This is a genomic window from Plantactinospora sp. CA-290183 (assembly GCF_050936375.1).
GTDB lineage: Bacteria > Actinomycetota > Actinomycetes > Mycobacteriales > Micromonosporaceae > Plantactinospora.
The window spans coordinates 267078-280768 of sequence record NZ_JBNJMX010000003.1; the positions used below are offsets into that span (position 1 = coordinate 267078).

General features: G+C 73.3%; 12 protein-coding genes and 1 pseudogene. 8 read left to right on the plus strand and 5 right to left on the minus strand.

Translation table 11 applies throughout. The features are described from left to right. Nucleotides 1-26: 26 nt before the first annotated feature. The 3 genes from ACQEUR_RS09320 to ACQEUR_RS09330 all read right to left on the minus strand — a co-directional run bounded on the left by ACQEUR_RS09320 (nucleotide 27) and on the right by ACQEUR_RS09330 (nucleotide 2744). Nucleotides 27-845, minus strand: coding sequence for a M23 family metallopeptidase (locus ACQEUR_RS09320; protein ID WP_433028433.1), 819 nt, complete (start codon nucleotides 843-845; stop codon nucleotides 27-29). A gap of 19 nt (nucleotides 846-864) precedes the next feature. Further along, entirely contained in the window at nucleotides 865-1407 is a 543-nt protein-coding gene (locus ACQEUR_RS09325; RefSeq protein WP_433028436.1) for an ArsR/SmtB family transcription factor, read from the minus strand. Between the two features lie 65 nt (nucleotides 1408-1472). Continuing rightward, nucleotides 1473-2744 (minus strand): MDR family MFS transporter, encoded by a 1272-nt coding sequence (locus tag ACQEUR_RS09330; RefSeq protein WP_433028439.1) that lies wholly within the window; start codon nucleotides 2742-2744, stop codon nucleotides 1473-1475. A gap of 149 nt (nucleotides 2745-2893) precedes the next feature. Here ACQEUR_RS09330 and ACQEUR_RS09335 point away from each other — a divergent pair, with 149 nt between their 5' ends. Further along, a complete protein-coding gene (locus ACQEUR_RS09335; RefSeq protein WP_433028442.1) occupies nucleotides 2894-3697 on the plus strand; it encodes a phosphoglyceromutase in 804 nt (267 codons plus the stop codon). 61 nt (nucleotides 3698-3758) lie between these two features. On the opposite strand, the gene phoU is transcribed toward ACQEUR_RS09335, so the two are convergent. Then, nucleotides 3759-4418: a phosphate signaling complex protein PhoU gene (gene phoU / locus ACQEUR_RS09340; protein WP_433028445.1), complete on the minus strand. Its 660-nt coding sequence runs from the start codon at nucleotides 4416-4418 to the stop codon at nucleotides 3759-3761. Nucleotides 4419-4611: 193 nt separating this feature from the next. Here phoU and ACQEUR_RS09345 point away from each other — a divergent pair, with 193 nt between their 5' ends. Both ACQEUR_RS09345 and ACQEUR_RS09350 read left to right on the plus strand, forming a co-directional pair. Continuing rightward, entirely contained in the window at nucleotides 4612-5889 is a 1278-nt protein-coding gene (locus ACQEUR_RS09345; RefSeq protein ID WP_433028448.1) for a sensor histidine kinase, read from the plus strand. Between the two features lie 32 nt (nucleotides 5890-5921). Further along, the gene (locus tag ACQEUR_RS09350; protein ID WP_377417080.1) at nucleotides 5922-6605 is read left to right on the plus strand and encodes a response regulator; all 684 of its coding nucleotides are present in this window, start codon (nucleotides 5922-5924) and stop codon (nucleotides 6603-6605) included. A 40-nt stretch (nucleotides 6606-6645) separates the two neighbouring features. On the opposite strand, the gene ACQEUR_RS09355 is transcribed toward ACQEUR_RS09350, so the two are convergent. Continuing rightward, nucleotides 6646-7533, minus strand: coding sequence for a hypothetical protein (locus tag ACQEUR_RS09355; RefSeq protein WP_433028975.1), 888 nt, complete (start codon nucleotides 7531-7533; stop codon nucleotides 6646-6648). Nucleotides 7534-7610: 77 nt separating this feature from the next. On the opposite strand from ACQEUR_RS09355, the gene ACQEUR_RS09360 reads away from it, so the two are divergent. From ACQEUR_RS09360 to ACQEUR_RS09380, 5 genes and pseudogenes are all read left to right on the plus strand, one after another. After that, a complete protein-coding gene (locus ACQEUR_RS09360) occupies nucleotides 7611-8567 on the plus strand; it encodes a Ppx/GppA phosphatase family protein (RefSeq protein ID WP_433028452.1) in 957 nt (318 codons plus the stop codon). A gap of 148 nt (nucleotides 8568-8715) precedes the next feature. After that, entirely contained in the window at nucleotides 8716-9456 is a 741-nt protein-coding gene (locus tag ACQEUR_RS09365) for a sugar phosphate isomerase/epimerase family protein (protein WP_433028977.1), read from the plus strand. 127 nt (nucleotides 9457-9583) lie between these two features. Next, the gene (locus tag ACQEUR_RS09370) at nucleotides 9584-10753 is read left to right on the plus strand and encodes a hypothetical protein (protein WP_433028455.1); all 1170 of its coding nucleotides are present in this window, start codon (nucleotides 9584-9586) and stop codon (nucleotides 10751-10753) included. A gap of 37 nt (nucleotides 10754-10790) precedes the next feature. Further along, nucleotides 10791-12310, plus strand: a pseudogene (locus ACQEUR_RS09375) (hypothetical protein). Beyond that, on the plus strand, nucleotides 12307-13662 hold the full coding sequence (locus tag ACQEUR_RS09380; protein ID WP_433028458.1) for an AAA domain-containing protein: 1356 nt from the start codon (nucleotides 12307-12309) through the stop codon (nucleotides 13660-13662). The pseudogene ACQEUR_RS09375 and the gene ACQEUR_RS09380 overlap by 4 nt, the downstream one beginning before the upstream one ends. Nucleotides 13663-13691: the final 29 nt, after the last annotated feature.

Below are 13691 nucleotides of genomic sequence, written 5' to 3' on the forward strand. Positions count from 1 at the left end.
CGTTTTCCCCGCCGGGACGCGTTCGTTCAGCTAATCTGCCGCGCCGGCTCGGCGGTGAAGACCGTCCCGTTCCCCGGTACGCCGACGCCCCGCCAGGTGAACGGCAGGCCCCGGGCGATGTCCGGATCGGGGTCGTCCATGAGCTGGAAGTGCACGTGTGGCTCGCTGGAGTTGCCGGAGTTGCCGCAGCGGGCCACCGGTTGCCCCGCGCGTACCCGGTCGCCGGGCCGGACGAGCAGGGAGCCCCGCCGCAGGTGCGCGTACGCGGCGTACCGGCCGTCGCCGAGGTCGAGGACCAGGTGGTTGCCGAGGATCTGTCCCGGGCCGACGACCTCCCGGAAGAGCCCCTCGACGCTGAGGTAGAACACCGCCGGCCAGGAGTTGCGGCTGAGGTGGTCGCGGTTGCGGTCCACGGCCCGCGCCACGGTGCCGTCGGCGACGGCCAGCAGCTCGGCCCCGAAAGCCGGAAAGTCGCGGTTCCGCCGGGCCAGTGGCCACCAGCCGAAACGGGGGCGCGGCCGGTCCTGCGGCTCCGCCACCACGTCGATCGCGTACGCCTGGCCGTAGCCGTGCAGGCCGTGGCTGGGCACCTTGTCCGCCGGGCTGTTCAACGCGGACCAGCGTCCGGTGACCGGCGCCTCGACCTCCACCGGCGTCGGCGGCGCGGCCCCCCGGGCCGGGCGGGCCAGCCGCTCCGCGACCACCCGCAGGACGAAGGCGCATCCCAGCGTTACCCAGCCCCACACCATCGGGAAGTCCACGAGGAAGCCGGCCACCAGGAGGACGAGGAACACCCGCCAACTGAGCCGGTACAGGATCATCACGGTCTTGAGCACGGTCGTCATCTCCTCCGGTCGGTTCCGGTCATGCACGGGCGGCGACCAGCACCACCAGCAGCGGGACGACCCGGCCCGGCGGTACCTCGTAGCGGCCCCGGCCCGGGCTGTGCAGCCAACCGGCGGCGCTCAGTTGCCGCAGGTGGTGGTACGCCTGCCCGGTGGTGCCGATGCCCTCCAGTTCGGTCAGCTCGGCCACGGTGCGGCGGCCGGCCAGGATCTCCCGGAGCAGGCGCATCCGGACCGGATGGCCGAGTGCGGCCAGCGACTCCGACGCCGCCGACCAGTTCTCCGGGTCGTCGAGGATCGCCTCGACGGGGAGCCCGTACTGCCAGTCGTAGCGCTCGTGGGTGGGCAGCCGGACCGAACCGGTGAACAGCACCGCGCCGGCGTCGGCACCCGCCTTCGCCAGCCGGTCCTTGAGCCCCTCCAGCGCCCAGAAGTCCGGGTCCGCCGGCTGGGCGGCGCGGCCCCGGCCGTCCCGGTCGGGATCCGCCCCCGACCCGGCCGCGTGACGTTCCAGCGCGGCGAGTCGGCGCTCCAGCTCGGCGACGCGCTCTTCCAGGCCCATGACCAAAGCTTACGTAATTACGTAATACTTCGCCAGCCGGGACCGGACGTCTCCTCCCGGGGTGTTCAGGCCGCGGCGGAGGCCGTGGCCGCGGTGGCCCCCGCCTCGACCCGGCGCAGCTCGGCGGCCCGGCGCTCCCGGGCCGGGCCGGAGAGCAGGTGCGCCAGCGCCGCCACGACGCCGATCAGCGCGCAGCCCAACCAGAGCGCCGCGTCGCCGAACTGCTGCCGGACGAAGCCGCCGGCGATCGGCGCGGCGAAGGCCGCCAGCGACCAGGAGAGCGAGAAGACTCCCTGGTACCGGCCGCGCAGCGCGGACGGGGAGAGTTCCGCGATCAGGGTGGAGTTGGAGGGCGAGTTCAACATCTCGCCGAGCGTCCAGATCAGCACGGTGACCACGTAGAACCAGGCGGCGTCCGCGAACGCGGTGAGGCCGAAGCCGACGCCGACCACCACCGCCGCCAGGGCCAGTACGTGGGAGCGGCTGCGTCCGGCGATCAACCGGGGTACGAAGAGTTGCCCGGCGACGATCAGCACCCCGTTGACCGCGATCACCGCGCCGTACGTGGCCGGCGAGAGCCCGTCGGCGCCCATCGCGATCGGCAGCATCGAGATGTGCTGCATGAAGACCACGGCGAGCAGCACGTTGAGCGCGACGAAGCCGAGGAAGACCCGGTCCGACAGCGCGGTACCCAGCCCGCCGCGGTGCGGGGCCGGCTCGACCGCGCCGCTGACCGGGCGGCTGCGCAGCCCCCGGGTCTCGCCGACCCGGGTGAAGATGATCGTCGCCGTGACCAGCGTGGTCGCCGCGTCGACGACGAAGAGCAGCAGGTAGCTGGCCTCGGCGGCCAGTCCGGCCAGTAACCCCGCGCAGGCGAAGCCGAGGTTGATCGCCCAGTAGTTGAGGGTGAAGGCGCGCAGCCGGTCCCGTTCCGGCACCACGTCGACCAGCATCGCCCCGAACGCCGGCCGGGCCGCCTCGGCGAACATCCCGAGCAGCAGCGCGCCGAGCGCGACCAGCCACAGCTCCCGGGCCAGGCCGAGCAGCAGCATCATGGTGGCCGCGCCGAGGTGCGCGGTGAGCAGGGTGGGGCGCCGGCCCCAGCGGTCGGCGAGCACCCCGCCGCCGAGCGTGCCGGCCGCGCCGCCGGCACCCCAGAGGCCGAGCACCAGGCCCGCCTCGAACTCGGAGAAGCCCCGCACCGTGGTCAGGTAGATGGCGAGAAAGACGATCACGAACGAGCCGAGGCGGTTGATCAGGGTGCCGGCCCAGAGGTACCAGAACGCCCCCGGTAGCCCGCCAGCGGTGTCCCGAAGCCAACCTCGGACCGTCCGCACGTCGCCCCCCGATGCGTAATGACCGCCTGCCGCAAAATGCCTTACGAAGTTAGTCGGGCAGCTCAGTGCGGGTCATCCGTTTTTCCACGTGTTGGTCGTCACCCCGGGTCGGCGCGTACCCGTCGGGGCGGTCCGGCAGGATGAGGCGCATGACTGCGAGCACGAGGACTGGGCCGGACGGTGCCCCGGTGGCCGGCGAGGGAGCCGCGGTGGGCACCCTGGTGCTGCTCCGGCACGGCCAGAGCGACTGGAACGCCAAGAACCTCTTCACCGGCTGGGTCGACGTGGATCTCACGGACAAGGGCGAGGAGGAGGCCCGGCGCGGCGGCGAGCTGCTCCGGGAGCACGGCCTGCTGCCCGACGTGATGCACACCAGCGTGCTGCGCCGGGCCATCCGCACCGGTGAGCTGGCGCTGCACGCCGTCGACCGGCACTGGATCGCCGTACGGCGGTCCTGGCGGCTCAACGAGCGGCACTACGGCGCACTCCAGGGCAAGGACAAGCGGCAGACCCTGGCCGAGTACGGCGAGGAGCAGTTCATGCTCTGGCGCCGCTCGTACGACACCCCGCCGCCGCCGATCGCGGACGGTGACGAGTGGTCCCAGGCCGGCGACCCGCGCTACGCCCTGCTCCCGCCCGAGCTGATGCCCCGCACGGAGTGCCTGAAGGACGTCGTGGAGCGGATGCTGCCCTACTGGTACGACTCGATCGTGCCGGACATCCTCGCCGGCCGTACGGTGCTGGTGGCGGCGCACGGCAACTCGCTGCGGGCCCTGGTCAAGCACCTGGACGGGGTCTCCGACGAGGCGATCGCCAAGCTCAACATCCCGACCGGCATCCCGCTGCGCTACGACCTCGACAAGTCGCTGCGTCCGCTGACCACCGGCGGCAGCTACCTCGACCCGGACGCCGCCCGGGAGGCCGCCGCGGCGGTCGCCAACCAGGGCCGCTGAGGTTCAGAGACGTTAAGAAGGGCCCCTTCCTATACAAAAAGCGATAGGAAGGGGCCCTTCCTTACTCCTGGGGCTCGCGGGTGGCGGGTTCGCCGGTGACCAGGTAGACGATGCGCCGGCCCGCGTTGACCGCGTGGTCGGCGTACCGCTCGTAGAAGCGGCCCAGCAGGGTCGCGTCGATGGCGGTCTCCACGCCGTACGGCCAGTCGTCGTCGAGCAGCACCGCGAAGAGCTGCCGGTGCAGGTCGTCCATCGCGTCGTCGTCCCGGTCCAGCTCGGCGGCGAGGGTGGCGTCGGGCTTGGAGAGCACGTTCGCGATCTTGTCGGCGATCCGGTCGGCGCAACCGGACATCTCGGTGAAGACCCCGCGCAGTTCGGCCGGTACGGCCGGCGAGGGGTGCCGGCGCAGCGCGGTCTTGGCGACGTGGTCGGCGAGGTCGCCCATCCGCTCCAGGTCGGCGGCGACGTGCAGGGCGGTGACCAGGGCGCGCAGGTCGGAGGCGACCGGGGCCTGCCGGGCCAGCAGGTCGAAGACCCGCTCCTCGACGTGCCGGAAGAGGGAGTCGACCTCGGCGTCCTGGGCGATGACCGCCTCCGCCGCCTTCCGGTCGGCGGTGAGCAGCGCGCGGGTGGCCTGGCGCATGGCCACCCGGACCGCCTCGGCCATGTCCACCAGCAGTTGGCTCACGATGTTGAGGTCGGTCCGGAACTCTTCGCGCATGTGTCACGTCCTGGTCGTCTTCGCCGTGCGGCGGGGGGCCGGCGCTGCCCCGACCACGGTAGGCGGGCCCGGGGCAAGTGTGGTGAACAGTGGTGAACGGCACCGGGCCGGCGGGTGAACAATTCCTGATGGGGGCGTGATTCGCCCAATTTCGCCTGGTCGACAGGTTAACGATGACCCTACGATCGGCCGCGTGGAGTGGGGGGTGGTGGCGGGCGTTCTCGGCGGGCTGGGCATCGGGCTGTTCCTGGGCCCGCTCCGCCACCGTATCGCCGGCTGGTCGCCCCTGCGGGCCCGCTTCGGGGACCGGGGCGGCGCACGAGGCAGCGGGAGGTCGGCCATCGGCAACGACGAGCAGGCCGGGCTGTCCGGACTCGGCCGGAAAAGCCTCGATTCGCTGCGGGTCGGCGTGGTCGTCCTCGACAACCACGATGTCCCGGTGCTGGTGAATCCGGCCGCCCGGGCGATGGGGCTGCTGCGGGTCGGCGCCACCCCGGGCACCGTCGCCGCGCACCCGATCATCCGCACCCTGGCCGGGCAGGTGCGACGCACCGGCGTACGCCGGGAGGTCGAGCTGGACCTGCCGCGCGGCCGGGAGGGCGGGGCGCAGGACCCGCTCGGCGTGCACCTGCGGGCGATGGGGATCGGCGCCGGGTACGTCGCCGTGGAGGCGGCGGACGTGACCGAGTCGCACCGGGTCGCCCGGGTGCGCCGGGACTTCGTGGCCAACGTCAGCCACGAGCTGAAGACCCCGATCGGGGCGTTGCAGCTGCTCGCCGAGGCGCTGCTCGACGCCACCGACCGGGACGGGAACGGGATGCTCGACCCGGCCGAGGACATGGCCGCGGCGCGCCGCTTCGCCGTGCGGATCCAGCACGAGTCGACCCGGCTCGGCAAGCTCGTCAACGAGCTGCTGGAACTCACCCGGTTGCAGGGCGCCGAGCCGCTGCCGGCCCCCGACCCGGTCCCGCTGGACTGGGTCACCGCCGAGGTGGTCGACCGGACCCGTACCGCCGCGGCGGCCCGCCAGGTCGGTGTGGTCGTCGAGGGCGACCGCGAGCTGACCGTGTACGGCAGCGACAGCCAGATGGCCACGGCGGTGAGCAACCTGGTGGAGAACGCGATCGCGTACTCCGGCGAGGGGACCCAGGTGACGGTGACCACCCGGCGCAGCGCGGACCACATCGAGATCGCCGTCACCGACCAGGGCATCGGCATCGCCCCGGACGACGTGGACCGGATCTTCGAACGCTTCTACCGGGCCGACCAGGCCCGCTCCCGGCAGACCGGTGGCACCGGGCTCGGGCTGGCTATCGTGAAACACATCGCGACCAACCATGGCGGCCGGGTCGAGGTGTCGAGCACTCTTGGTGGTGGGTCGACGTTCACGCTGCGGCTCCCCGCCCACCCGCCGGACGCCTTCCTGCCCCCCGCCCCGTCAGTCGAGATCGAAACCGGTGTGGCCGGCTGATCCCGGTCCGCACCGACAGAGAAAGGAACGCCGTGGCCCGCGTACTCGTGGTCGAGGACGAGGAGTCGTTCTCCGACGCCCTCTCCTATCTGCTGCGCAAGGAGGGGTTCGAGGTCTCGGCGGCGGCCACCGGTACCGCCGCGCTGACCGAGTTCGACCGTACCGGCGCGGACATCGTGCTGCTGGACCTGATGCTGCCCGAGATGTCCGGTACGGAGGTGTGCCGGCAGCTCCGCCAGCGCTCCCAGGTGCCGATCATCATGGTCACCGCCCGGGACAGTGAGATCGACAAGGTGGTCGGGCTGGAGATCGGCGCGGACGACTACGTCACCAAGCCGTACTCGCCGCGGGAGCTGGTGGCCCGGGTCCGGGCCGTACTGCGGCGGCGGGGCAACGAGACCGTGGAGCCGGGCACCCCGACCCTGGCCGCCGGGCCGGTCCGGATGGACATCGAGCGGCACGTGGTGACCGTCGACGGGTCGGCCGTGCAGCTTCCGCTGAAGGAGTTCGAGCTGCTGGAGCTGCTGCTCCGCAACGCGGGCCGGGTGTTGACCCGGGGGCAGTTGATCGACCGGGTCTGGGGCGCGGACTACGTCGGCGACACGAAGACCCTCGACGTCCACGTGAAGCGGCTGCGGTCGAAGGTCGAGCCGGAGCCGTCGACGCCGCGGTTCATCGTCACGGTGCGGGGCCTGGGCTACAAGTTCGAGCCGTAGGCCGCGACCGGGCCGTGGGCCGATTACCGGCCGGTGGGCGCTACCGGCCGGCGATGGTCCGCTGCGCCGGACGGCGGCCGGCGGCGGCCGCGCGCGGGCTGGCCGGTTCCCGGCCGCCCTCCTGGTCGCGCAGCACCGGGTCGGCCCCGGCGGTGGCCGGGTGGGTGGCCACCAGACCGCGCCGGACCCGCTCCGCGCAGAGCTCGGCCAGCTGCGCGTACGCCGCCTTGCCGATCAGCGCGGTCAGCTCCGGGGAGTACGACAGGTACATCGGCTCGGTGCCGACGTGCGCCTCCGGGGAGGAGGTGCACCACCAGTCGAGGTCGTGCCCGCCCGCGCCCCAGCCCCGCCGGTCGAACTCGCCGAGCGTGGAGACCAGCACCTTCGTACCGTCGGGGCGCTTGACCCAGTCCTGGTCCCGGCGGACCGGGAGCTGCCAGCAGACGTCCGGCTTGTATTCCAGCGGGTGTACGCCGTCGCGCAGCGCCTGGGCGTGCAGCGCGCAGCCGCCCCCGCCGGGGAAGTCCGCCTCGTTGAGGAAGACGCACGGGGCGTCCTCGCCGCGGGTCGCGGTGCGCCGGGCCGGCGTCTCGCCGTCGACGGAGTCGACCTCGGTGTAGTTCTTGAAGCCGCGCCGGAAGTGCTGCCAGGTCTGCGGGGTGAGCCGCTTGACCGCCGCCCGGACCCGCTTCTCGTCGTCGGCGTCGGTGAAGAAGGCGCCGTGCGAGCAGCAGCCGTCCTCGGCGCGCCCGGCGATGATGCCGTGGCAGGCCTTGCCGAACACGCAGGTCCAGCGGGAGAGCAGCCAGGTCAGGTCGGCCCGGATCAGGTGCTCGGGATCGGCTGGGTCGGTGAACTCGATCCACTCCCGGGGGAAGTCGAGCGGGACCTCCCGGCTGCGGGGGTCGGCGGGGTCGTCCACCAGGATCCGGAACGGTTCACGTGCTGCCACCCGGTCAGCGTACGCCCGGTATCGCCCCGCCACCTGCGGTCTAGTGTCTTGCTATGCGACTCGGCGTGCTTGATGTCGGCTCCAACACGGTGCACCTTCTCGTCGTGGACGCCCACCACGGCGCCCACCCCTGGCCCGCGCACTCGGAGAAGGCGGTGCTGCGGCTGGCCGAGCAGATCGGCCCGGACGGGGCGTTGACCGAGGTCGGGGCGGACGCGCTGGTCGCGGCGGTGACCGAGGCGAAGATGTCCGCGGCCCGGCTCACCGCCGACGACGTGCTGGCGTTCGCGACCTCCGCGGTCCGGGACGCCACCAACGCGCCGCAGGTGCTGGCCCGGGTCCGGGAGGAGACCGGGGTACGCCTCCAGGTGCTCTCCGGCGCGGACGAGGCCCGGATGACCTTCCTCGCCGTACGGCGGTGGTTCGGCTGGTCGGCGGGGCGGCTGCTGGTGCTGGACATCGGCGGCGGCTCGCTGGAGCTGGCGGCCGGCATCGACGAGGAACCGAACCTCGCTCTGTCGCTGCCGCTCGGCGCCGGCCGGCTGACCCGGGACCGGCTCGGGCTGGAGCCGGAGACGACGACGGCCCCGTCGGCCCAGGCCGTGACGGAACTCGAGGAGTACGTCGAGACGACCCTCGATCCGGTGGTGGAGAAGATGGCGGAGGCGGACTGGGACCGGCCGGTCGCCACCAGCAAGACGTTCCGGACCCTGGCCCGGCTGGCCGGGGCGGCCCCGTCCGGGAAGGGGCTCTGGACGCCGCGCAGCCTGTCCCGGACCGGGCTGCGGCAGGTGATCGGCTTCATCCGGCACATCCCGCCGAGCAAGCTGGCCGAGCTGGAGGGGGTCAGCGCCCGCCGGGCCCACCAACTGCTCGCCGGGGCGGTCGTGGCCGAGGCGGTGATGCGCCGGCTCGGGGTGGAGACGCTGGACATCTGCCCGTGGGCGCTGCGCGAGGGTGTGATCCTGCGCCGGCTGGATCAGTTGGAACCGGCCACCGGGCCGGTCTGAGCTGCGGGGACGGGTGCTGAATGGGCGCTATGCGCCAACTCGTCCCGAGTGGGATTGTCCGGATCAGGCTACGCTGAAGTACGTGAGCACCCGCGTACTCCTGTCCAGCTCGTCGGTCTTCCCCGAGCCGACGGCGGCGGCCTTCGAGATGGCCGCCGCCCTCGGCTATGACGGCGTCGAGGTGATGGTCTGGACCGACGCGGTGAGCCAGGACGCGGGGGCGCTGCGCGGCCTGGCGACCCACTACGGGGTGCCGGTGCTGTCGGTGCACTCGCCCTGCCTGCTGGTCACCCAGCGGGTCTGGAGTTCGGACCCGTGGGAGCGGCTGCGGCGCTCGGCGGTCCTGGCCGAGGAGCTGGGGGCGTCGACCGTGGTGGTGCACCCGCCCTTCACCTGGCAGCGGGACTACGCCCGGTCGTTCGCGGACGGGCTGGGCGCGCTCGGCGGTGAACATCCGGGAGTCCGGTTCGCGGTGGAGAACATGTACCCGGTCCGGATGGCCGGCCGGGAGTTCGTGCCGTACATGCCGGGCTGGAACCCGACCGACACCGGGTACGACGCCTACACCCTGGACCTGTCGCACTGCGCCGCCTCGCACAGCGACGCGCTGGAGATGGCGGACACGATGGGCGGCAAGCTGGCCCACGTACACCTCGGGGACGGCACCGGCGAGGGGCGCGACGAGCACCTGGTGCCGGGCCGGGGCACCCAGCCCTGCGCGGAGCTGCTGGGGTCGCTGGCGGCCCGCGGGTTCGGCGGCTCGGTCGCGGTGGAGGTCTCCACCCGGCGGGCGAAGAGCCGGGCCGAGCGCGAGGACGACCTGCGCGAGGCGCTGCGGTACGCGCGCGAGCACCTGACCGCCGAGGCGCCCGCGCCCGTGCCGCACTGATCGGAGCTGTCCCCCGACAGCCCGCTCGGGAATGTCCCGATCCCGGAACCTGAACCGGAAGGTGTCGGGACAGACCTCGACCGCCGTCCACCGTTCGGCGGGACCGACGCTTGTACGATCACCCGTCATGGCTGCGCCCGTGGACGCTCAGGGGGACGACATGACGAGCACCGGCGAACGGCTGGCCGCGCTGCGCGGCGGTGCGGTGCCGGTACGGCACAACGCCCGTACCATCGCCGCGCTGACCCGCAATCCCGGCTGTGTCCGGCGGGCGGTGCTGGACGGCGCGGGCGTGGACAAGCAGCGGCTCGTCGCGCACGTCGGCTTCCCGGCCCGGTTCGGTCAGTCGCGGTTCGCCATCACCCGGGGCAACGCGTTCGAGGCGCAGGTGAAGGCGGACGGCTGTGCCGAACTGGTCCGCCTGCTCCGGGAACGGCTCGGGCTGCCGATCCCCGAGGTCGGCTACGACGACGTCGAGTCGGTGAGCGCGGCGGAGCGGGAGAGCAACGAGGTCCGGTACGCCCGTACCCGGGCGCTGCTCACCCGGTCCGCGTCCGGGGCGGAGGGCGTCGGCTCGCTCTTCGACCATCCGCTGCTCCGGCTGGAGGTGGCCGGGCAGCGGGTCTACCTGGAGCCGGACCTGATCGCGTTCCAGCATGACGGCCGGTTCCACGTGGTGGAGGTCAAGTCGTTCGCGGTGGTCGACGGGCAGGCCGACCCGAGCAAGGTGTCGGCGGCGGCGATCCAGGCCGCCGTCTACGTGCTGGCGATGCGGGAGCTGCTGGCCGACGCCGGATTCGATCCGACGGTCGTGTCGCACGACGTGGTGCTGGTCTGCCCGCGCGACTTCTCCAACCAGCCGATGGCGGTGCTGGTCGACGTACGCCGGCAGTTGTCCGTGTTGCGCCGCCAGCTCAGCCGGATGACGAAGGTCGACCAGATGCTGGCGGCGCTGCCGGCGGGCCTGAGCTTCGACCTGGCGCCGGACGCGGCCGGGGCGCCGACCCGGCCGCCGGGTGCGATCGTCGAGTCGCTGCACGCGGTGGAGGCGCGGTATTCGCCGGACTGCCTCGCGGTCTGCGAGCTGGCCTACTTCTGTCGGGACGAGGCGCGGGGGTGCACCGCCGCGCTCGGCACGGGGGCCCGGGAGGAGTTGGGCGGGATCGAGCGGGTGGCGACCGCGCTGGGGTTGGCGCACGGCGAGCTGACGCCGGCCGAGGACCAGGCGGAGGCGGCGGCGCTGCTCCGCTCCGCCGCGCGGCTGCGGGCGGAGCTGCTGGCCGAGGCGGGTTCGTGAGCAGGCTGACCACACTGCCCCGGGCCGGGGCGGGTGCATGAGCACGCTGACCGCGCTGGCTCGGGCCGAGGCGGTGGTGGCCGGGGTCGCGCAGCGGATCACCACGGTCCGGCACCTGCATCTGGCCGACCGGCCGTTGGTGTTCGTCCCGCTCGCCCTGGCCGGTGAGGCGAACGCGCCGCTGGCCGCGCTGGTCGGCGCCGACCCGGGCGACCCGAAGCTGCTGATCGTGCCGCAGCCGCGCAACCGGGAGCAGCGGTTCGGGTTCGCCGCCGAGCTGGCCGGGGTGATCCTGCCCTACCTGGGGAGTTTCCGGGGTGTCGCGGAGGCGGTGCCGGCCAACCGGGGCCGGGAGGTCCGCTACCGGTACGCCGAAGCGCCGCAGCTCCTGGTGCCGAACTCGGCCGGGGTCGGCTTCGTCCGGCTGTTCGGCCGGTCGACCCGGTTCCGGCGTACCGACGGGGACTATCCGGTGCACCCGTCGGTGCCGCTGCTCGGCCGCTGGCTGACCTTCCTGGCGGACCGGGCCGAGCATCCCGGCTCGTCGATGCTGCTGGCGATGACCGAGGCGCTGAGCCTGCACTGGGCGACCGGGCAGAGCGGGCTGGAGGACGCGCACCTGGCCGCGCTGCTGGGCTGGATCGACCCGCCGGCCGGGATGACGGGGGCGCAGGCGGCGGCCGCCGCCGAGGACCCGGTGCACTGGCCGCCGGCCGGGCCGGCCACCGACCCGACGTTCGACAACGAGATCCTCGGCGCGGCGATCAAGGGGTACGAGGAGGCGACCGCCGCCGGTGACGACGCGGGCCGGGCACGGGCCCGGGGTGCGCTGGCGGAGGCGCTGCGGTCCCAACTGGAGCCGACCTGGCGGCTGATGTGGCGGGCGGTCTCGCTGCTGCGGGAGCTGCCGGCCGGGGCGCGGGTCGACGGGCGCTGGGCCGAGGACCGGGACGCGTACAGCGCCTTCACCCTGTACATCGACGGGGGCGGCCACCCGCAGCCGCGCCGGGACGGGGCGGTGAACGCGGCCCAACGGCTGTACCGGCTGGAACGGGCCTTGCAGTCGTACGCGGTCCAGCGGGCGTACGACGATCCGCTGGTGATGGCCGACCACCGGTTGACCGGGGAGGCGTTCGTCGGCGTGGTGACGTTGGCGGATCCGAACCGGATCGACGACAGCGGGAAGCGGCGGGTGCTGCGGCCCCGCATCCAGGTCCGTACCGCCGATCCGGTGCTGGTGACGCCGGGGACGGTGCTGCACGCGCCCGAGCGTCCGGGGCAGAAGGCCCGGGTGGTCTTCGTGACGCCGGCCGACGCCGGGTCGACCGACGTGGTGCTGGAGCTGTCCGGCGGGTTGGGGCGGTCGCTGACCCCGGCGCCGGGGAGCGTGCCGGAGGTGGGGGACCGGCTCTGCTACACCACGCTCTCCGACTCAGCCTGCCGCCGGGCGAGTTCCCGGACCGGGACCGGACACCGTGGACGCACGGCGGGCCGCCGACGGCGTACGAGGATGCCGTCGAACCGACCGTCGAGGACGCCCGGGAGGAGTGGGCATGACCGCCGCGCAGGGATCAGATGACGCGCTGCCCCCGGGGGCGCGGGCGGACCGGGCGGTGGCGGCGGCGCTGGCCGACCTGCACTCGGGTGACCATCGCGGGGTGGTGGTCGACTCGCCGCCCGGGGCGGGGAAGTCGACGCTGGTGGTGCGGGCGGCCGGGGAACTGGCCGAGGCCGGCGAGCCGCTGATCGTGATCGCGCAGACCAACGAGCAGGTCGACGACCTGATCGGCCGGCTCGCCCAGGCCCGGCCGGAGCTGCCGATCGGACGGCTCTCCGCGAACGAGTACACCGCGACGGAGCGGATCAAGAACTATTCGACGGTCCGGGTCGCGGCGAAGGTCGCGGACCTCGGCGGATCATCCGTGATCATCGGTACGGCCGCGAAGTGGGCCCTGGTGCCGGAGGGGCGCTGGCCGTGGGCGATCGTCGACGAGGCGTACCAGATGCGCTCGGACGCCCTGCTGCGGGTGGCCGGCAGGTTCGATCGGGCGCTGTTCGTCGGTGATCCCGGCCAGCTCGATCCGTTTTCCACTGTGGAAACCGAGCGGTGGACCGGGCTGACCTGGGATCCGATGCAGTCGGCGGTGGCGGCGCTGCTGCGGCACAACCCGGAGCTGCCGGTGCACCGGCTGCCGGTCTCGTGGCGGCTGCCCGCCTCGGCGGCACCGGTGGTGGCCGAGGCGTTCTACCCGTACACCGGCTTCTCGGCCGGTACGACCGCCGCGCAGCGGTCCCTGACCCTGGGCGCGGCGGGCTCCGGGGGCGGGCCGGTGGACGAGGCGCTGGAGTTGGCCGCCTCGACCGGCTGGGCGCTGTACGAGCTGCCGGCCCGGCACACGCTGCGTACCGACGCGGAGGCGGCGGCGGCCTGCGCGGCGCTGGCATTGCGGCTGCTGGAACGGGGCGCTGTGGCGGTGTCGGAGCGTACGCCCGGGGGTGTTGCGGTGACGGCCGACCGGATCGCGATCGGGGCGGCGCACCGGGACCAGGTCGCGGCCATCCGGTCGCGGCTCGGTGCGGCGGGCGCCGGGATCACGGTCGACACCGCGAACCGGTTGCAGGGCCGGGAGTACGACGTGACCGTGGTGCTGCATCCGTTGTCGGGGCGGCGGGACGCGACGGCGTTCCACCTGGAGGCGGGGCGGTTGTGTGTGTTGACGTCCCGGCATCGGCACGCGTGTGTGGTGGTGGCGCGGGCGGGGATCGCGGAGTTGCTGGACGCGCACCCGTCGACCGAGCCGGTCCACCTGAACGTACCGATCAAGTTCCCGGACGGCTGGGAAGCGAACCAGTCGGTACTGGCCCGATTGCATGGCGAACGCGTTGAGCGCACCCCAGCATCTCCATGACCGAGTACTAGCTTTTGGAGCGCTGCGCC

Coding starts and splice junctions, on each gene's coding strand:
- ACQEUR_RS09320 (WP_433028433.1), bottom strand. CDS start 845: ATGACGACCGTGCTCAAGACCGTGATGATCCTGTACCGGCTCAGTTGG.
- ACQEUR_RS09325 (WP_433028436.1), bottom strand. CDS start 1,407: ATGGGCCTGGAAGAGCGCGTCGCCGAGCTGGAGCGCCGACTCGCCGCG.
- ACQEUR_RS09335 (WP_433028442.1), top strand. CDS start 2,894: ATGACTGCGAGCACGAGGACTGGGCCGGACGGTGCCCCGGTGGCCGGC.
- phoU (WP_433028445.1), bottom strand. CDS start 4,418: ATGCGCGAAGAGTTCCGGACCGACCTCAACATCGTGAGCCAACTGCTG.
- ACQEUR_RS09360 (WP_433028452.1), top strand. CDS start 7,611: ATGCGACTCGGCGTGCTTGATGTCGGCTCCAACACGGTGCACCTTCTC.
- ACQEUR_RS09365 (WP_433028977.1), top strand. CDS start 8,716: ATGGCCGCCGCCCTCGGCTATGACGGCGTCGAGGTGATGGTCTGGACC.
- ACQEUR_RS09370 (WP_433028455.1), top strand. CDS start 9,584: ATGGCTGCGCCCGTGGACGCTCAGGGGGACGACATGACGAGCACCGGC.
- ACQEUR_RS09380 (WP_433028458.1), top strand. CDS start 12,307: ATGACCGCCGCGCAGGGATCAGATGACGCGCTGCCCCCGGGGGCGCGG.